This window comes from Nitratireductor arenosus (assembly GCF_009742725.1).
Taxonomy (GTDB): Bacteria; Pseudomonadota; Alphaproteobacteria; order Rhizobiales; family Rhizobiaceae; genus Mangrovimarina; species Mangrovimarina arenosa.
Genome location: NZ_WPHG01000007.1, coordinates 144,428 through 163,123 on the forward strand (window position 1 = coordinate 144,428; position 18,696 = coordinate 163,123).

The window sequence follows — 18,696 nt, forward strand, 5'->3', positions numbered from 1 at the left end:
GCGCGGCGTCAGACACCGATCGGCATGTGCTCGGCCGACCGCTGCACGGCGCGCGGCGCGGTCAGTTCCTTCCAGGTCGACAGCGCCCGGTTGACGGCGGAAAACGGCGGACGCTTGACAAAGCGGCCACGACCCGGCCGCGGCTCGTTGGAGCCCTCCTCGCCCCAGACAACCTCGCCGCGCGAGAGCGTGTAGCGCGGCATGCCGCGCACCTCGTGACCCTCGAAGACGTTATAGTCGATGATCGATTTCTGGGTTGCGGCGGTGATCGTCTTCGATTTCTTCGGATCCCAGACCACGATATCGGCATCGGCGCCGACCATGACCGCCCCCTTGCGCGGGTAGACGTTGAGTATCTGGGCGATATTGGTGGAGGTGACCGCGACGAACTCGTTCATGGTCAGCCGACCGGTCTCGACCCCATGGGTCCACAACAGCGACAGCCGGTCTTCCAGCCCGCCGGTGCCGTTCGGAATCTTGGTGAAATCGGTGCGTCCGAACTGCTTCTGCTCGGTGGTGAAGGCACAATGGTCGGTTGCGACCACCTGCAGGGAACCGGCCGACAGCCCGGCCCACAAAGAATCCTGATGCTGCCTGTCGCGGAAGGGCGGGCTCATCACCCGCCGCGCGGCGTGGTCCCAGTCGGCATTGGCATATTCGCCCACGTCGAGCAGGAGATGCTGGATGAGCGGCTCGCCATAGACGCGCATCCCCTTCTGGCGCGCCCGGCGGATCGCCTCGTGCGCCTGCTCGCAGGAGGTGTGCACGATATAGACCGGCACGCCGGCGGCATCGGCGATCATGATGGCGCGATTGGTCGCCTCGCCCTCGACCTCGGGCGGGCGCGAATAGGCATGCGCCTCGGGTCCGGATATGCCCATTTCCAGGCATTTCTGCTGCAGGGCGGCGACCAGGTCGCCGTTTTCGGCATGCACCAGCGGCAGGGCGCCGATCGCGGCGCAGCGGCTGAAGGAGGCGAACATCTCGTCGTCGTTCACCATCAGCGCGCCCTTATAGGCCATGAAATGCTTGAAGGTGTTGACGCCACGCCCGACCACCGCTGCCATATCGTCGAAAATCTTTTCCGACCAGCCGGTCACCGCGACATGGAAGGAATAGTCGGACGAGGCCTGGCGCGCGGCGCGCTCCTCCCAGGCGTCGAGCGCCTTGAGCATGCCGTCTTCGCCGGGAATAACGAAATCGACCACCATGGTCGTCCCGCCCGACAAGGCGGCGAAGGTGCCACTCTCCCAGGTCTCGGCGGTGGTGGTGCCCATGAAGGGCATTTCCAGATGGGTATGGGGATCGATGCCGCCCGGCATGATGTAGGCGCCCTCGGCGTCGATGACCTTGTCACCGGCGAGATTGTCCCCGATCGCGGCGATGGTCTCGCCCTCGATCAAAACGTCGGCCTCGTAACTGCGGTCGGCAGCCACCACGGTTCCACCCTTGATCACGGTCGACATCGTGTCCTCCTTGCGTTGTTCAAAACCTTTCGGCCGATGCGGCGGTCGCACCGGTCTTTTCTTCGTCACATCGGCGGCGGCACCGCGCCCTTGCGCTCGACGATCAGCCGATAGGCGTCGGGTTCGCGATGGCGCGCGAAATCGAAGATCGTCTCGCGATAGCGCTTGCCGATATCAAGGTCGCAGCGCGCGGTTATGACCTCGTCGCCGATGGTCGAGGCCATGGCGACGATCTCGCCGGACGGAGAGACGATCACGCTCTGGCCGACCATGTTGGAACCTTCCTCGACGCCGCATTTGGCCGTGCCCACCACCCAGGTCGCGTTCTGATAGGCGCCGGCCTGCATCGACAGATGGTTGTGGAACTGTGTCAGGCTGTCGATGTCGGGATGCTGGGTGTGATCGTAGGGGGTGTTGTAGCCGAGCATGACCATCTCCACGCCCTGCAGACCCATGACACGATAGGTTTCGGGCCAGCGGCGGTCGTTGCAGATGCACATGCCCATCACACCGCCATAGGCGCGCCAAACGCCGAAGCCGAGATTGCCGGGCTCGAAATAGCGTTTTTCCAGATGCTGGTGAGTGCGGCCGGGCTGCGGCGCGTCGTGGCCGGGCAGATGCACCTTGCGGTATTTGCCAACGATCTCGCCGCCGGGATCGACCAGGATCGCGGTGTTGTAGCGGCGCTTCTTACCTTGCTCGTGAACGAGTTCGGCATAACCGACATTAAAGCCGATGCCGAGTTTCTTGGCCTCCTCGAACAGCGGCGCGGTCTCCGGGCCGGGCATCTCGGTCTCGTAAAAACTGTCGAGCTCGGCCTCATCCTCGATCAGCCAGCGCGGAAAGAAAGTGGTGAAGGCGAGTTCGGGAAACACCACCAGTTCCGCGCCGCGCGCCTTGGCCTCGCGCATCATCTCGATCAGCCGGCGTACCGTGTCGCGGCGGGTCTCCGAACGGCTGATCGGTCCCATTTGGGCCGAGGCGGTGTTGATCACTCTTGCCATATCGCGTCCTCCTTCGTTCGGCGGCGAGCCGCCTCAGACGGGTTTGCGGGACTGCGCCCGCTTGTTCAAAAAAGTGTGGATCAAGGTGTGGTCGGCACCCTGGCCGAGATCGGCCAGGGCAGCCGACCACAGGGCAGCCGCCTGCTCGGCCCCGCATGCGGTCATGCCCAGCTCTTTCGCCAGATCGCTGGCGGTGTGGAGATCCTTGGCCATCAGGGCCATGGCGAAGCCGGAAGCGAAGCTTCCCGACAAGATGTGAGGCTTCAGCTTAACCTCGGTGGAATTGTTGCGGCCGGTCGAGGCGTTGAGAATGTCGACAAGCGTGCCGGGATCGACGCCGAACGCCTCGCCGATCAGCGTCGCCTCGCAAGCCGCCGCCAGGCCGGCCGCCGACACGTAATTGTTGAGCGCCTTGGCGGCGTGGCCGCAGCCGAGCGGCCCGGCATGGATGACCGTCGCGCCCATGGCGTCGAGCAGCGGCTGGGCCCGGGCGACATCGGCCTGGCGGCCACCGGCCATGATGCACAACGAGCCGTCGCGCGCCCGGGCCACCCCGCCCGAGACCGGCGCGTCGACCAGCGCAAGACCCCTTTCAAGCAGGCCGGCGCCGAGCAGGCGCGTGCCCATCGGCGCCGACGAGCTCATGTCGATGACCAGAACCCCGGGCTTCAGGCACGTCGCCACGGCCCCCTCGCCCAAAAGCACCTCGCGCACCACCGATCCGTCGGGCAACATGGTCACGACGATGTCGCAGCCATCGGCCGCCGCGCGCGCGCTGTCGAACACGACCGCTCCCTTGTCGGCGAGCGCCTGACGCGCCTCGGCCGCCATGTCGGCGCCACGCACATCGAAGCCGGCCGCGACCAGACGCTCGGCCATCGGCCGGCCCATCATGCCGAGCCCGATGAAGGCGACAGGGCCCGTATCGCCAGACACCGTCGCCGTCACACGTCCAGCTCCTTGAACACGTCCCTGGCGATGCGGAAGCAATCGAGGGCCGCCGGCACGCCGCAATAGACGCCGATCTGCAGGAAGATTTCCTTCAGTTCGTCCTTGGTCAGGCCGTTATTGAGCGCGCCGCGCAGATGCAGCTTGAACTCTTGCGGCCGATTGAGCGCCGCCGTCATGCCCAGATTGAGAATGCTGCGGTCGCGCCGCTCAATGCCGGGCCGGTTCCAGATCTCGTCCCAGCACCATTCGGTCGTGAGTTGCTGCATGGCCCAATTGAACTCGTCGGCTTGTTCGAGCGAACTATCCACATAGTCCGCGCCCAGCACAGCGCGACGAGTTTTCAGGCCGCGCTCGAACTTTTCCGATCTTGGTTTTTGTCCGCTCATCTCGCCTGTCCTTGCTGCATCATCTTGTTCACGCCCGCATCCAGGTCGGCTCGAACAGACCGTCCAGCAGACGCTCGATCTCCAGCCCGGCGCTCATAAGCCGCACGTCATGACCATAGAGCCCCGAAATCAGGATGCTGGTCGGCAGGCCGTCGCCGTCACGCCCGGTCGGCAGGGCCAGGCCGCACAGACGCAGCATGTTGCCCAGCATAGTGTTGCGCAACGTGCGTAGATTGACCTGGTGGAAGAACTCGTCATCGGCCTCCAGCGGCGCGACCTCCGGTGCCGTCGTCGCCGTCGTCGGCATCAGCAGAAAAGCGTCCGCCAGTTCCTGCTCGAGATACGCGATCGCGGCAGCGCGCTCCGACAGGATCGATTGCAGGTCGTGAGCAGACATCGCCTTGCCCTGCAGGATGCGATGGGTCACCCGGCGGTCGATCTTGCCCCCATCCGGGCCGTCCACCAGATCGTGATATTCGTGATAGGCTTCGGCCGCCGCCAGCGAGCCGTGGCTTGCCGTCATGCGGCTCGCCATCTCCAGCGCCTTCACGGAACGCCTTTCGACCTTGGCGCCGGCCTTTTCCAATCGCACGATCGCGGCATCGTAATTGTCCAGAACCGCCTGCTCGGCGTCCTCAAGGACGATATTGGTCGCAGCCACGAAGCGAGTTCCCGACAGGTCAACGCGCCGTGCCTCAGTCACGGGCGCGCCCCGCAACACCATGTCGAGCATCACGCAGTCGGCCACACTGCGGCCGAGTGGGCCGATCGTGTCCAGCGTGCGGGCAAGCGGCACCATGCCGGTCTTGTCGATCCAACCTTCGCTCGTTTTCAGTCCGACGACACCGTTGAGCGAAGCGGGAATGCGCACCGAACCGCCAGTGTCGGTGCCGACGGCGCACGGCGCCAACCCGGCCGCGACCGCGGCGCCCGAGCCCGAAGACGAGCCTCCCGGCGAGCGGGCGATCTGGCGGTCGTTGGGATTGAGAGGCGTGCCGTAGTGGGGATTGAGGCCAAGGCCCGAATAGGCGAATTCGGTCAGGTTGAGCTTGCCGAGCGTCACCATGCCCGCCGCCGCCGCGTTGGCCACGCAGAAGGCGTCGTGCTGTTTGGGCGCCGCGTCGCGATAAAGCGACGAGCCGGCCGTGGTCGGTGCGCCTGACGTGTCGAAAAGGTCCTTCCAGGCGATCGGAACACCGTCGAGCGGCGACAGCGGCCGGCCTTCTCGGAACCGCTCTGCTGCAGCCTGGGCCTCCCTGCGCGCCCGCTCCTGCATGACCGCGATGAAGATGCGGTCCGCCTTCGCATCTTCGATACGTTCCAGAAAATGTTCGGTCACGGCGACCGGATCGGTCTCGCCGTTGCGATAGGCCAACGCGATTTCGCCGGCCGTGCGACGGGCAATCGCCTCGATGTCTTTCACTCTTCCGCTCCTTCGCGATCTCCACCCGCCTGGGCTTCTCAAGCCGCCCGTGGTGGGATAGTGTCATATGATCGTTGCCCGCCCGCGCGCATTCATCACGCCGTCTTCGGCGCAATGCGGCCGCTGCATTCAACGCCAGGCATATGGGGATCCTGCCCTTGCGGCGCGGCGTCGCGCGCGCCTCCGGACAAAGACCATCCCTTGCGGCGCGCCGAGAAGCGCGACACATCGTGTCGGATGACACCGCCAAGCGGTTCTGCGGATGGGGACTAGCTGTTCAGTCCGTCGTCTTTATCCTTCCATTCTGGTCGCGGTTTCGTTGTCGTGTCCGCGCCGCCCGCTAACGTGCCGCGTAGGGTTCCGGCACCCCGGTGTCGACCCGGTCGAGCACATGGGCGTGCTGCTTGTCCCATTTCGCCGCCACCGCGTCGCCGGGTCCGATCGGCTCGACGAAATAGTCATGGTCTGGAACGTTGGCGACAAAGGTGTCCATGCCCGGAACCTGCAGGCTCACTTTCACAAAATTGCCCTGATATTCGATGGAGTCGACCGTGCCGAAGACGGCGTTGGCCGCCGCCTCGGTTTCGATATCGGAGCGCTTGCGGATGGCGATGTAGTCCCGGCGCACGGAAAAGGACATCTCCTCGCCTATCGCCGGCGTGACATTCTGCCGGGGAATCTCGAACGTCTCGCCGCGCGCGCTCTTCAGCCTCGCAATACCGTCCTCGATGCCTTCGACCGCTCCGGTCAGCACGTTCTGCGCACCCATGAAGCGGGCCACATAGGGCGTGGCGGGACTGTTGTAGATCTCGCGCGCACTGGCGGCCTGATCGATACGGCCGGTATCCATCACCACCACCATGTCGGCGAGCGCGATCGCCTCGGGCTGAGTGTGGGTGACATGCACGAAGGTGATGCCGAGTTCGGCCTGAAGCGTCTTGAGCTCAACCCGCATCTGCAGGCGCAGGAATTCATCGAGCGCCGAAAGCGGTTCGTCGAGAAGCAGCACGCGCGGATTGGTGATCAGCGAGCGCGCCAGGGCGACGCGCTGCTGCTGGCCGCCAGAAAGCTGCGCCGGCATGCGGTCACGCAGATGCGCGAGTTGTACGCGCTCGAGCATCTCGTCGGCGCGCTTGCGGCGCTCGTCCTTCCCCACGCCGCGCATCTTCAGATAGAAGGCGACGTTGTCGCGAATGCTCAAATGCGGAAACAGCGCATAGCTCTGGAACATCATCGCCGTGCCGCGCTGCACCGGCGGCAGGCCGACCACCGACGTGTCGCCGATGGTGATCTCGCCCGATGTCGGCGTCTCGTGCCCGGCGATCATGCGCAGGATCGTCGTCTTGCCACAGCCCGACGGGCCGAGAAGACAGCAATAGGACCCGTGCGGAATGGTCAGGTTGATATCCTTGACCGCATCGGTGTCGCCGAATTTCTTGGTCAGATCGACCAGACGGATCTCGCCGGAGTTCGACATATCGGCCGCCGAGGCGCCGGACGGAGCTGTAACAGGTGTGAAGTTCATCTATTTCGACCGTCTGCGTTGAATGAGGATGATCGAGCCCAGGGCCACGGCAATCACGAAGAACGAGATCACCGTCGTCACCGTGCCCAGTGCGTAGAGCGCCGGCGAGGTGACGTTGGTCGTCATCGTCCAGATCTCCAGCGGTAGGGTGTTCTTGGTGCCGACCGTCAGCCAACTGCGCGGAAATTCGTCATAAGACAGCGTGAAGCCGAACAGCGCGACAGCGATCATGCCGGGAAACACGATCGGCACGACCACGTCCTTGATCGACTGCCACCGGCTGGCACCAAGATCGAACGCGGCTTCCTCGTAGGACGGGCTCAGCCGTCCGAGGATCGCGAACATGATCAGGAGGCCGAACGGCAACGTCCATGTCAGATGGGCGCCCAGCGCGGTCCCGTACCAGCTCGCCGACAGGCCGAGGAACTGCCCGGTCACCAGAATGCCGATTGACAGCACCAGACCGGGAATGATCAGGCTGGCGATCGCCATATAAAACAGTGCGCCCGAACCGCGGAAACGGTGACGGAAGCCGAAGCCCGCCGTCACCGAAATCAGCACCGTCAGCACCATGACGACGAGGGCAAGCGGCAGCGAGCGCGAGAAGGCACCAGGCACGTCGCCGACGCGCGTCGGGTTGAAGAGCTCGTCGAACCAGATCAGCGAGGGATCGCGCAGGGGGAAATTGAGCGACGCCGACGGGCCCTGGAAAGACAGCACAAGCACCGAGATCATCGGCCCGTACAGGAACAGGACGAACAGCAGCATCAGCAAGGCGAGGACGTAGAAGGTCCAGGGTCTGCGGTCTTGGGAGGACGGCATGGCGTTACCTGACAAGCTCCTTGCGCACATCGACCAGACGGAAGATGGCGGAGGCGATCAAAAGGACGACGATCAAGAGAATGACCGCGTTGGCGGCGGCCCGCGGATAGTTCAGGAACTGGAGGTCGTTGAAGATCGCGGACGCCGCCGATCCCGACAACCCGCCGCTCATGACGGTGACGACCGAAAAATCGCCCATAACCAAGGTCACGACGAACAGCGTGCCGAGCGCGATGCCGGTCTTGGACAAAGGTAGCACGACGTTCCAGATCACGCCCCAGCGGCTGGCGCCAGCGTCCATCGCCGCCTCGAGCAGCGACTTGTCGATGCGCGCCATGGAATTGAAGATCGGCACGATCATGAACAGCGTGAACAGATGGACATAGGCGACCACCACCGCGAAATCCGAATAAAGCAGCCATTCGACCGGCTGATCCGTCAGCCCGCTGCCGACAAGGGCCTGGTTGACCAGCCCCTCGCGCCCGAGCACCGGACGCCACGAGATCATACGGATGATGTTGGAGGTCCAGAACGGCACCGTGCACACCAGAAACAGCGCGATCGCGGTCACCAGATTGCGGATGTGAAAGACCAGGAAATAGGAGACCCAAAAACCGATAAAACCGGTAATCGCGAGCACGATCACGGCGAATTTGAGCGTCGACCAGTAGAGCAGCCAGTTGGTCTGGTTGGTCAGGATGTCAGCATAGTTCTTGAACGTGAAATCGGGAACGATGCCGACCAGCATCTGGTAGCGGAAAAAGCTTACCACGAGCACCAGCGCGACCGGGATGGTGAAAAACAGGATCAGGACCAGCGCCAGCGGCGAGACCTGAATATAGGGAAGGGCTGAGGATCTGCTGTTCATCTTGCAAAATGTCCGGATGCCGGGGGCGGACGGCGGCCTGAGCCGCCGTCCGATTTTCACAACCGTCAGGCGGCGCTGAACTCGTTCCACTTGGAATAGAGGAATTCAGCCTCATCCATGAGGTTGTTCCACACGGCGACATTGGCGAAACGGTCCTCGTAGGAGCCGCCGTCACGCACGTCGCCGGCCGAGTTCGTCTTCTGACCGGTCGGGCTGGTGATATCGGCCGTGGCCGCCTTGCCCTCGTAGAAGAAGCCGCGCTCGTTCTCACTCAGGGCCGCCTTGGCGGTCGCCGGATTGGAGCTGTAGTAGCCCTGCTTGGCGATGAAACCGCCGACCCAGCCGGAATTGTACCAGGTCATGTATTCATAGGCGGCGTCGCGCTTGAGGCCGTCGAGATGAGCCAGCATCGCCAGCCCATTGCCCCAGCCCCGATAGCCTTCCTTGAGCGGCTGGTAGACGCAGGGCACGTTCTGAGTCTGGACCGCGGTGACGGCGGGCGACCACATCGACTGGATCACCACCTCGCCCCCGGCCATCAGATTGACCGACTCGTCGAACGTATTCCACAGGGCACGCCAGTGGCCGCCGCGCTTCAGCTCGATCAGCCGGGCGATCGTCTGCTGGATCTCGTCCTGGGTCGGGTTGCCCTTGTCGCCATAGGTCATCTCGCCCGCGCCCTCGAGCGCCATCATAGCGTCCATGATGCCGTTGGTCGGGATGTTCTGGATCGCCGCCTTACCCTTGAAATCGGGCGAGATCAGATCGGCCCAGGAGGTGATGTCGCGCCCTACTAGGTCGGGACGGATGCCAAGCGTGTCGGCGTTGTAGACGCCGGGCACGAAGGTGGCGAACTCGGTCTGGCTGCTGGCGAAAGCCTTGGCGTCGACCGCGTCGAGATAAATATACTCGATCGGGGCGTCGCCTTCGCGCGACACCTCTTTCCCGTTGAACACGCCCGTCGTGTAGAGCGGGGTGAGTTGATCCCAGTTCTTGACCTTGCCGATCTCCACGCCCTGGAGCACGCCTTGCGGAACGGCGATCTTGGTCTGCCAGATCTCCATGTCCGCTACGTCGATCGACTTGGGATCGTTGATCATGCGGTTGATCAGGCCGGGATGGTCGACAACCGACATCTCGACCTTAAAGCCAAGATCCTTGCTCGCTTGCCGAGCGATATCCGGCAAGGTCGAATAAGACATGCCGGTGTGGTTGAGCGTGATGTCCTTGAGGTTCTGCGCCCAGACTGTCGGAAAGCCGGTGACCAGCGTCGTGCCGGCAACAGCGGCGCCACCCTTCAGAATCGAGCGCCGCGACACGCGGCCCGTACCGATCGTTTTCGCTGATTTTTTCATTTCATACTCCCATTCGTCAGTATGGAACATACTCCGCGCCATTCCCATGGCGTTTGACGGGCGAAGCCTTGCATTGGCTGTGTTTTTTGTCGCTTCGCCGCCGTCGTCACTGCTTGGCAGTCCTTCATCGCCGCCCCACTAATTGCGATGTCTTGATTGCGCTCCTTTCAACCGGGGACCATACCGCATCCGAACCCGAACCTCGTCATTGGGCACCCATTTGCGCCCTCAGCTTGCGAGTTCCATTCAAGTCAAGCTTCCAACCGTAGCCGTCGTCAACCTCTTCCAACACCACGCCGTAATCGTCGCGCGCGTGTTCGTGTGTGATAAACCCGTCCAGCACGTCGTCGAGGACCTTGTCCGGGTCGCGCTCGAGCGGATCGCCGTAGCCGCCGCCGCAGGGCGAGAAATAGGATATGACATCGCCCGCGCGGGTGAGCTTGCCGGAGAATTTCGCCGGCTCGAGGCTGACATCGCCCGTGTGGACGTTGCGAATCTCCACCTTGCCGCCGGCACCCGGCTTGCCGCCGAACACCCCCCAGGGCACATCCTCGTGGCGATCGGCCTCGTGCGTCATGTAGCCGGCACTGAGGAAACGCTGCGACTTGACCACGCCGGCGCCGCCGCGGAACTTGCCGGCGCCGGGGGGCGCGTCGTCGCGGACCTCGTAGCGGTCGCAGATCAGCGGCAGGTGCATGCCGAGATCCTCGAGCGGGTTGTTGCGCGTGTTGCGCATCAGTTCCTCTATGGTATCGGGGCCGTCCGATTGCGGACGCCCGCCCATCGCAGCCTCGTTGACTTCGAGAAAGACCCAGTAATCGCCGCTCTCGCGCACGCCGGAATAGGCCGCGAAGGAAAGTACTGCTGCGTTACCGGCGGTACATTTGTCCGGCAGCACCGGCGCCAGCGCCTTGATGATCAGGTCGACAATACGCTGGATCTGGGCGAAGCGTGCTTCGGCCGCTGCCGGCGCAATCGGGTTGAAGATCGAGCCCAGCGGCGCGGTCACCTTGACCGGACGGAACGAGCCCTCATTCTGGGGGATATATTCGGAGTGGGTGTAGGTATCGAGCAGCAAGGCGCGGAAGGCGAAGAAGCAGGCGACCTTGGTCGAGCCCTCGAAGGGAACGTTGTAGGCCGTCGGCACCTGGGCCGACGAGCCGGTCAGATCGACCTCGACCGCGTCGCCGGCAACCCGCACGGTCACCTTGAGCGGCAGGGTGACACCGCGGTTGCGCCCGTCATCGTCCAAAAATCCTTCCGCGACATATTCGCCGTCCGGGATCTTGGCGATCTCGCGCCGCAACATGCTTTCGGTGTAATCCATAAGCTGGTGCGTCGCCCGCAGCACCGTGGCCTTGCCGTATTTCTCCATCAATTGCTGGAAACGCGCGACACCGAGTTCCGCCGAGGCTATCTGGGCCTCCAGGTCGTTCATCACCTGACTCGGCACACGGGTGTTGTCGCGGATATATTTCCACATCGTGTCGTTGCGCTTGCCGGCCTCGAACAGCTTGATGCCGTTGAGCAGCATGCCTTCGGCATAGACGTCGGGAATGTCCATGATCAGGCCCGGCGTGGCCGCCCCGATGTCGATGTGATGGGCGGTGTTGGCGGAAAATCCGACCAGTTCGCCCTCGAAGAAGACGGGCATGACGATGGCGATGTCGGGCGAATGGCTGGCGCCGAAATAGGGATGGTTGTGGATCACCACGTCGCCGGGCTGCCACTGGTCGAGCGGGATCGATTTCTCGATGCCGCGCAGATAACCTGGCAGCGAGCCGATATGCATCGGCGTGGAATCGGACTCGCACAGCGTGTTGTAGTCGCGATCGAACAATCCGGCGCCAAGATCCTGGCTTTCGCGGATGATGGAGGAATAGCTCATCCGGTAAAGGACCGTGCCCATCTGGTCGGCGATCGAGTGCAGCGCGCCGCCGATGACCTGGAGCGTGATCGGATCGACTTCCTGTGTCATCCCTGCCTCCTCAGTTGCGGCCGATCAAAATGTCGCCGAAGCGCATGACCTGCGCGACATAGCCCGGCGGCACGATGGTGGTGGAATTGTGCTGGATCACGACGGCGGGGCCCGAAACGCGATCGCCGGCGAGCAGCTTCTCGCGCTGGTAGCGCGGCGTGTCGTGCGCCTGGCCGTCATCGAATACGGTGCGCCGGCTGTAGAGCCGCGCCTCGTCGGGGTTTTCGCGGCCGCCATGGGCGAGTTCCGGCAGGGCCAGCGTCTCGACCGCGACAGTCGCCACCAGCCGCAAGGTGATCAGTTCGCAAGCCTGGTCGCGGAAGGCATGGCCGTAGATCTTTTTGTGCTCGTCGTAGAAGCTGTCGATGATCGTCCTGGCATTGCCGGCATCGACCGTGCCGTCGGGCATCGCGGCACGCAGCTCGAAGCCCTGGCCGACATAGCGGCACTCGGCGATACGCTGAAAACGTCGCGCCTCGCGCGGAATGCCGTCGGCGTCGAGTTGCTGGTGCGCCTGTTCCATCAGGCCGTCCAACGCATCGTTGACGGTCTTGAAATCGGCATCGCTGGCGTTGTCGAGCACCATCAGCAGCGGATGGGTGTATTCATACTGCAGATCGGTCACCAGCAGCCCGGTCGCCGCGGTGATGCCCGGCTGAACCGGCGAGATGATATCCTTGGCGTGGATCGCCTCGGCGAGCGAGACGGCGTGCAGCGGACCGGCGCCGCCGAAGCCCATCAAGGTGAAATTGCGCGGATCGACACCCTTGGCCATCGAATTGGCGTTGATGGCGAGCGCCATGTTGTTGTTGACGATTTTCAGAATGCCGAGCGCGGCATCGTCGAGCGACAGGCCGAGCGGCCCTGCGATGTGATCGCGGATCGCGGTTTCCGACAGCGCGGCGTCGATCTTGATGTCGCCGCCGAGGAACTGTTCCGGGTCGAGCCGTCCCAGCACGACCTGCGCGTCGGTGACCGTCGGTTCGGTGCCCCCCTTGCCGTAGCAGGCCGGTCCCGGCACGGCGCCGGCCGAGCGCGGCCCGACGCGGAACGCCCCGCCCGGATCGAGATAGGCGATCGAGCCGCCGCCGGCGCCGATCGCGTCGATGTCGATCATCGGCACCAGCACGGGCAGCAGCCCCACTTCGGTGTCGCGCGGATTCTTGATCCGCAAATCGCCGTCCTGGATGACGCCGATATCGGCCGACGTGCCACCGATATCGATGGTGATGATGTTGGACTTGCCGCAATTGTCGCCCGTCCAGCGCCCGCCGATCACGCCGCCCGCCGGCCCAGACATCAACAGACCGATCGGCAATTCGCTCGATTTCTCGACCGTGGTGATGCCGCCGTTGGATTGCATGATGCGAATGATGCCGCCGACGCCCGCGGCCCGCAACCGCCCTTCCAGCTTGCGCAGATAGGCCGAGGTCTTCGGCCCGATATAGGCATTCATCGCCGTCGAGGAGAAGCGCTCGTACTCGCGGATCGAGTTGACCACCTCTGAGGAGCAGCACACATAGGTGTCCGGCAGAACGGAACTCACGATCTCCTTGGCGCGCTGCTCGTGCTCGTCATTGAGGAAGGAGAACAGGAAGCCGATGATGACGGCGTCCATGCCGCGCTTGGCGAAGAGTTCGGCCGCCTGCTTCACCTCGTCCTCGGCAAGCGGCACCTCGATGCGACCGTCGGGCGGGAGGATGCGCTCGGTCACGACGAGGCGGTCGCGCCGCTTGACGAGGGGCTTGGACTGCCACGGCACGTCGAACTGGAGCGAGAAATTGTGCGGGCGCTTGTGGCGGCCCATATGCATGATGTCGCGGAAACCGCGGGTGGTGATCATCCCGACCCTGGCGCCGCCGCGCTCGATGACGAGGTTGGTGGCAACGGTCGTGCCGTGAAACACCGCATCGATGGCGCCCGGCTCGACGCCGGCCATCTCGCAGACATTGAGTATGCCCTGCACGACGCCTTCGGACTGGTCATGCGGCGTGCTCGACACCTTGGTGACCACGACCGACTGCTCGCCGCCGGCGTCGGAACGCTCCAGGATGATGTCGGTAAAGGTACCGCCGACATCGACACCGACGCGGATCATGACAGCCACCTCCCGGCGCTCGAATATGGCCGGGCGGGGCGCCCGCGAAAGCGCGGCGCCACCGGCTTATGACCGGGCAGCGCGGAGCGGATGGCGCCGCCTCGGCGGCGGGGCGCTGCGACTATCGCGGCGCCCGATACGGCACGGATTCGTGGCATTCGAGAAAAAACGCCCCCACTGAGTTGTTCACCTCGGCGACCTCTGCGGCCGCTCTTTGATTGATTGATCGGATAGTAGACATCGAAAATCTGCATGTTAAATAATGATTTCGCAATGATTGATACGATGGCGTTATCAAAGTGCATTATGATCTGAAGCATCTGTCCACCTTTGTGGCCGTGGCCGAAGAGCTGAATTTCCACCGTGCTGCCGAACGCCTGGGCATGGCGCAACCCGCGGTCAGCCGGCTGGTTCAGGAACTCGAAGACCGGCTCGGCGTGAAGCTTCTGGAACGCACCACGCGCAAGGTGATGCTGACGGAAACCGGGCGCTATCTGCTGGAGGAAGCCCAGGATGTTCTCGACCGCCTGGACGTTGCCGAAAGCACGGTGCGGCTGCTTGCCTCCGGCACCAAGGCGATCCTGCGCATCGGCTACACGACCATTACCGGCCACTCTCTGGTGCCGAAGATCGCCCGCGAATTCCGGCTCGAGAACCCCGAAGTGCGCCTCGAGCTCACCTACCTGACCTCGCCGGTCCAGCGCGACCGGATCCTGCAGGACGAAATCGATCTGGGTTTCATCGAGGGCTCGTTCTTGAGTTCGGAGATCGAGTCGCGCGCGGTCGCGCGCCATTCGCTGGTCGCGCTTCTGCCGCCCGGCCATCCCCTGGCCGCCAAGGACGCGCTGACCGTCGCCGACCTCGCCCGCGAGGCGTTGATCCTGGGCACCAACGCCGAGTGGCCGACCTTCCGGCGGATCGTCGTCGATATGTTCCAGAATCACGGTCAGGTGCTGACGGTCGGCCAGGAAGCCTCCAGCCTGACCGGCATTCTCGGTCTGGTCACCGCCGGCGTCGGCATCACCGTGTTCTGCGGTATGCCGAGCTTTTGCGGCCCGGAGGTGCTGACGGTGCGCCCGATCGCCACCGACACGCCGACCGAGGTGGAAACCCACCTCGCCTGGCGACGCTCCAATTTGACGGCGGCCATGAAGCGTTTCGTGGAAACCAGCCAGTGCGTCGGCGCGAATTACCGCAGCATCGTGTGAGGCAGACGCGGCGCAGCCCAATCTATTCGGCGGCCGCGCGGGCGCCATCGACCGTTTCCAGATAGGCCGCGCATTCGTCGGCCGAGTGTACGTCGGCGAACTTGGCGTCGATGTCGTAGAGGTTCCACGCCACCGCGCCGGGCACGCGGTCGCCGATGCAGTCGCGCACGGCGATGGTGCGAAACCCCTCCGCCAACCCGTCGCAGATCGTGGTGCGCACGCAGGCCGTGGCCGTAACGCCGGTGACCAGGATGGTGTCGACACCCGCCGCCCGCAAAATACCGGCGAGCGGCGTGCCGTGGAAGGCGCTGGCGCGCTTCTTGAGCAAAGTGTGCTCGCCGTCGACCGGGGCGATGCGCGAATCGATCGCCCACAATTCCGTGTCGGCCATCGACACCACCTCGATCGGGATCTTGCAGTGCCACAGCCCCATATCGGTGAAGGGGGCGTCGCGGTCGGTGATCTCGTAGGCCGTGGTCACATGGATGACCGGATGGCCGTTGGCGCGGCAGGCCGCCAGCAGCTTTTGCATGCCGGGGATGATTTCCGCGTCCATGACCTGCTGGTCGCAGGTGAAGGGATTGCCGGGCCGGGTCCAGGCATTGGCCAGGTCGACGCTGACCAGCGCCGGGCGCCGGCCGAAGCCGATGCGGCGTTGAAAACCGCGCTCCTGATAGATGCGCGTCGACGCCTCGAAGGCGGCACGCAACATCTTTTCGAGTTTTCCATCGTCAAGCTGGTCCATTGTGGCGCTCCTTCAGTCGAAAGCGATTTAAACGGTCCAGCAGTATCGCGCCGCCGTTGCCCGTGCGGAACTGGCATTGATACCTTTATTGATGTACCTTGTGCATCAATCGTCCACACAGAGCTGGCACCATGGACGAACATCCGGGCCTTGATCTCGCGCACTCCTTTCTGATCGCGGCGGAGGAACTCAGCTTCCGGCGCACGGCCGAACGGCTGGGTATCGACCAGTCCGCGCTCAGCCGGCGGATCGCCAAGCTGGAGCGCCAGCTCGGTTTCCAGCTTTTCGAGCGGACCACGCGCGAGGTGGTGCTCACGCCGGCCGGCCGCAGTTTCCACGAGGCCGGCGCTCCGATATTGGCCGGCTACGACCGCGCCGTCGCGACCGCGCGGCGCGTGGCACAGGGCAAGACCGGCCTGTTGCGCGTGGCCTACATGGCATTTGCCGCCATCGAGCTGATGCCGCGCGTGGTCAAGCGCTTCCGGGCGGCTAATCCCGCCGTCGAGCTCGCCCTGCGCTATCTGCCCACCCAGGAACAGAAGATCGCCCTGTCGGAGGGCGAGATCGATCTCGGCTTCATGATCGGCCCGTTCGAACACTCCGATTTCGACAGCCGGCAACTGGCCTCGGACCCGCTGCATGTCTTCATGCCGCGGGGCCACCCGCTGTCGACCAAACGCACCGTCGCGCCGCGCGACCTCGCCGGCGAGGACCTGCTTTTGGGCGACATGGCCGAGTGGGCGGCCTATCGGCGCCACCTCGGCGAAAAATTCGCGCACGCCGGCGTACCGGTGGCGCCACGCCAGGAAGCCTCGAGCACGATGGCGCTTCTCGGCCTGGTCGCGGCCGGTTTCGGCGTCACCGTCTATCCCCGCCAACTGACCGGACTGACCGGCACGACGATCGTTTCGCGGCCGATCGCCGACCCCGCCTTTCACATCGAGACGGTGCTTGTGCGGCGTCGCATCGACCGCGCGGCCAGCGTGCGGCGGTTCATCGACTGCGCGCTCGACACCGTACTGCCCGCGCCCGAGGGACGCAAAAACCGCGACGGCCATTGACGCGGCGTCGCGTTTGCGACCTGATTAAGGTGGACGCGGATGCTTCGGCCCCATCGGCGATCATGAGCAAAATCGTGACGATCGTGGAGACGAAGATGGAAAACTGGGCCAACCGCAAGACGCTGATCCTGGGCCGCAGCGAGATGATCGGGCTTTTGAGCCCGGCCGAATACAATCAATGCGTTGAACAGGCCTATCGCATGCATGGCGAAGGCCGCTTCTACATGGACCCCAAGGGCCATATCGTGCTCGACCGGTTCGCCGGCGAATGGGAGGCGATGCCGTCCTATATCGAGGAACCGCACGCGGCGGCCTGCAAATGGGTGTCGATCCGCGAGCAGAACCGCGAGCGCTACAACCTGCCGACGGTGTTTTCGATCCTGATCTACACAGAGCCGGAAACCGGTTTTCCGCTGGCGATCGTCGACGGCTCCTACCATACGGTGATGCGCACCGGCTCGGCCGGCGCGGTGTCGGCCAAATGGATGGCGCGCCCGGACTCCAAGACGCTCGCCATCGTCGGCGCCGGCCATATGGCCGAAGGCGCGCTCGCCACCTGCAACGAGGTGTTCGACTGGTCGGAGGTGCGGGTTTGGAGCCGCAGCCAGGCGACGCTCGACCGGTTCGTGCACGAGCAGCAGCCCAAATATGACGGTTTCACGATCCGCACCTCCACCGATCCGGAAGAGGTCGTGCGCGGGGCCGACGTGATCGTCACGCTGACGCCTGCGCGTACGCCGATCATCAAGGCCGACTGGGTGTCGCCCGGCACCCACATCGCAGCGGTCGGCGCCGACAAGGCCGGCGACCAGGAACTGGAGGGCAGGCTGCTGACCAAAGCGCGGATCTTCGTCGACGACATCCGCCAGTGCCGCACCGACGGCGAGATCAACGTGCCGCTTTCCGAAGGCCTGATCACCGAGGCCGACATTGCCGGCGAAATCGGCGAGGTGGTCACCGGACGCAAGGCGGGAAGGACGTCCGACGACGAGATTACTATCTTCGATTCCACCGGCATCGCGCTGCAGGATTCAGCGACCGTACCGCTCGAATATCAGCGCGCCATGGAAAAGGGCGTCGGCATCGAAAAGAAGATGATCTCGACCTGATCCGGAAGCCAGGACAACGCGACAATGACCAACACCGACATTTACGCGCGGCAGAGCTTCGGCCAGTCGACCGGTCTCGGCAACAGGCCGGCCCTGCTCGTCATCGACTTCGTCAACGGCTTCAACGATCCCGAAATCCTCGGCGGCGGCAATATCGATGCCGCCGTCAAGGCGACCGTTCCCCTGCTTGCCCATGCACGGGCGCGCGGCGTGCCCGTCATTTTCACCCGCATCGTCTATGCCGAGGACGGCAGCGATGCCGGGTTGTGGTGCGAAAAGGTTCCGCGGTTGCGCGAGCTCACCGAAACCGCGGCGGCAAGCCAGGTGGTCGGCGAACTCGCGCCGCAAGGGGGCGAACTGATCATCCGCAAGACCCAGGCCTCGGCCTTCTTCGATACCACGCTGGCAGCGCAGCTCGCCTATCGCGGTATCGATTCGCTGGTCATGGTGGGCTGCACCACCAGCGGCTGCGTGCGCGCCAGCGCAATCGACGCAATGAGCAACAATATCCGTTCGGTCGTGGTGTCGGACTGCGTCGGCGACCGCGCGCTTGAACCGCATGCGGCCAATCTGTTCGACATCGGCCAGAAATATGCCGACCTGATGAGCGCCGAGCAGGTGATGTCCATCCTGTAACGAACCCGTGCCGGCGGCATTCGGCTCGGGCGGATACGGCATCGGCGCCGCGACCGGGACG

The 18,696-nt window shown here is 64.2% G+C and carries 16 protein-coding genes; 4 read left to right on the forward strand and 12 right to left on the reverse strand.

Annotation, left to right across the window (positions count from 1 at the left end):
• Positions 1-8: 8 nt before the first annotated feature.
• From hydA to GN330_RS21205, 11 genes are all read right to left on the reverse strand, one after another.
• Positions 9-1,466, reverse strand: coding sequence for a dihydropyrimidinase (gene hydA / locus GN330_RS21155; protein ID WP_156715293.1), 1,458 nt, complete (start codon positions 1,464-1,466; stop codon positions 9-11).
• Positions 1,467-1,531: 65 nt separating this feature from the next.
• Complete coding sequence (locus GN330_RS21160) at positions 1,532-2,470, reverse strand: N-carbamoyl-D-amino-acid hydrolase (protein WP_156715296.1); 939 nt, start codon at positions 2,468-2,470, stop codon at positions 1,532-1,534.
• Positions 2,471-2,503: 33 nt separating this feature from the next.
• Positions 2,504-3,418: an NAD(P)-dependent oxidoreductase gene (locus tag GN330_RS21165; RefSeq protein ID WP_343041019.1), complete on the reverse strand. Its 915-nt coding sequence runs from the start codon at positions 3,416-3,418 to the stop codon at positions 2,504-2,506.
• Positions 3,415-3,807, reverse strand: coding sequence for a carboxymuconolactone decarboxylase family protein (locus GN330_RS21170; protein ID WP_156715298.1), 393 nt, complete (start codon positions 3,805-3,807; stop codon positions 3,415-3,417). The genes GN330_RS21165 and GN330_RS21170 overlap by 4 nt, the downstream gene beginning before the upstream one ends.
• A gap of 28 nt (positions 3,808-3,835) precedes the next feature.
• A complete protein-coding gene (locus tag GN330_RS21175) occupies positions 3,836-5,230 on the reverse strand; it encodes an amidase family protein (protein ID WP_197435268.1) in 1,395 nt (464 codons plus the stop codon).
• Between the two features lie 340 nt (positions 5,231-5,570).
• Entirely contained in the window at positions 5,571-6,707 is a 1,137-nt protein-coding gene (locus GN330_RS21180) for an ABC transporter ATP-binding protein (protein WP_156715368.1), read from the reverse strand.
• Between the two features lie 48 nt (positions 6,708-6,755).
• Positions 6,756-7,577 carry an ABC transporter permease gene (locus tag GN330_RS21185; RefSeq protein ID WP_156715302.1) on the reverse strand — a complete coding sequence of 274 codons (822 nt, stop codon included), beginning with the start codon at positions 7,575-7,577 and terminating at the stop codon, positions 6,756-6,758.
• Between the two features lie 4 nt (positions 7,578-7,581).
• The gene (locus GN330_RS21190; RefSeq protein WP_156715304.1) at positions 7,582-8,445 is read right to left on the reverse strand and encodes an ABC transporter permease; all 864 of its coding nucleotides are present in this window, start codon (positions 8,443-8,445) and stop codon (positions 7,582-7,584) included.
• A 65-nt stretch (positions 8,446-8,510) separates the two neighbouring features.
• Positions 8,511-9,800: an ABC transporter substrate-binding protein gene (locus GN330_RS21195; RefSeq protein WP_197435270.1), complete on the reverse strand. Its 1,290-nt coding sequence runs from the start codon at positions 9,798-9,800 to the stop codon at positions 8,511-8,513.
• Positions 9,801-10,005: 205 nt separating this feature from the next.
• Positions 10,006-11,778, reverse strand: a complete 1,773-nt coding sequence (locus GN330_RS21200) for a hydantoinase B/oxoprolinase family protein (protein WP_156715308.1) — start codon at positions 11,776-11,778, stop codon at positions 10,006-10,008.
• 10 nt (positions 11,779-11,788) lie between these two features.
• Entirely contained in the window at positions 11,789-13,876 is a 2,088-nt protein-coding gene (locus GN330_RS21205; RefSeq protein ID WP_156715310.1) for a hydantoinase/oxoprolinase family protein, read from the reverse strand.
• A 299-nt stretch (positions 13,877-14,175) separates the two neighbouring features.
• Here GN330_RS21205 and GN330_RS21210 point away from each other — a divergent pair, with 299 nt between their 5' ends.
• Positions 14,176-15,084: a LysR substrate-binding domain-containing protein gene (locus GN330_RS21210; protein WP_156715312.1), complete on the forward strand. Its 909-nt coding sequence runs from the start codon at positions 14,176-14,178 to the stop codon at positions 15,082-15,084.
• Between the two features lie 22 nt (positions 15,085-15,106).
• Here GN330_RS21210 and GN330_RS21215 read toward each other — a convergent pair whose 3' ends face one another.
• Positions 15,107-15,829: an isochorismatase family protein gene (locus GN330_RS21215; RefSeq protein ID WP_156715315.1), complete on the reverse strand. Its 723-nt coding sequence runs from the start codon at positions 15,827-15,829 to the stop codon at positions 15,107-15,109.
• Positions 15,830-15,960: 131 nt separating this feature from the next.
• On the opposite strand from GN330_RS21215, the gene GN330_RS21220 reads away from it, so the two are divergent.
• From GN330_RS21220 to GN330_RS21230, 3 genes are all read left to right on the forward strand, one after another.
• Positions 15,961-16,890: a LysR family transcriptional regulator gene (locus GN330_RS21220; protein WP_156715317.1), complete on the forward strand. Its 930-nt coding sequence runs from the start codon at positions 15,961-15,963 to the stop codon at positions 16,888-16,890.
• A 62-nt stretch (positions 16,891-16,952) separates the two neighbouring features.
• On the forward strand, positions 16,953-17,999 hold the full coding sequence (locus GN330_RS21225) for an ornithine cyclodeaminase family protein (RefSeq protein WP_156715319.1): 1,047 nt from the start codon (positions 16,953-16,955) through the stop codon (positions 17,997-17,999).
• Between the two features lie 24 nt (positions 18,000-18,023).
• On the forward strand, positions 18,024-18,635 hold the full coding sequence (locus tag GN330_RS21230; protein WP_156715321.1) for an isochorismatase family protein: 612 nt from the start codon (positions 18,024-18,026) through the stop codon (positions 18,633-18,635).
• Positions 18,636-18,696: the final 61 nt, after the last annotated feature.

Bases quoted from the DNA above. Each gene is read 5' to 3' on its own strand.
- GN330_RS21215 (WP_156715315.1), bottom strand. From the start codon at position 15,829: ATGGACCAGCTTGACGATGGAAAACTCGAAAAGATGTTGCGTGCCGCC.
- GN330_RS21230 (WP_156715321.1), top strand. From the start codon at position 18,024: ATGACCAACACCGACATTTACGCGCGGCAGAGCTTCGGCCAGTCGACC.
- GN330_RS21195 (WP_197435270.1), bottom strand. From the start codon at position 9,800: ATGAAAAAATCAGCGAAAACGATCGGTACGGGCCGCGTGTCGCGGCGC.
- GN330_RS21170 (WP_156715298.1), bottom strand. From the start codon at position 3,807: ATGAGCGGACAAAAACCAAGATCGGAAAAGTTCGAGCGCGGCCTGAAA.
- GN330_RS21160 (WP_156715296.1), bottom strand. From the start codon at position 2,470: ATGGCAAGAGTGATCAACACCGCCTCGGCCCAAATGGGACCGATCAGC.
- GN330_RS21180 (WP_156715368.1), bottom strand. From the start codon at position 6,707: ATGTCGAACTCCGGCGAGATCCGTCTGGTCGATCTGACCAAGAAATTC.
- GN330_RS21190 (WP_156715304.1), bottom strand. From the start codon at position 8,445: ATGAACAGCAGATCCTCAGCCCTTCCCTATATTCAGGTCTCGCCGCTG.
- GN330_RS21220 (WP_156715317.1), top strand. From the start codon at position 15,961: ATGGACGAACATCCGGGCCTTGATCTCGCGCACTCCTTTCTGATCGCG.
- GN330_RS21185 (WP_156715302.1), bottom strand. From the start codon at position 7,577: ATGCCGTCCTCCCAAGACCGCAGACCCTGGACCTTCTACGTCCTCGCC.
- GN330_RS21200 (WP_156715308.1), bottom strand. From the start codon at position 11,778: ATGACACAGGAAGTCGATCCGATCACGCTCCAGGTCATCGGCGGCGCG.
- hydA (WP_156715293.1), bottom strand. From the start codon at position 1,466: ATGTCGACCGTGATCAAGGGTGGAACCGTGGTGGCTGCCGACCGCAGT.
- GN330_RS21205 (WP_156715310.1), bottom strand. From the start codon at position 13,876: ATGATCCGCGTCGGTGTCGATGTCGGCGGTACCTTTACCGACATCATC.
- GN330_RS21225 (WP_156715319.1), top strand. From the start codon at position 16,953: ATGAGCAAAATCGTGACGATCGTGGAGACGAAGATGGAAAACTGGGCC.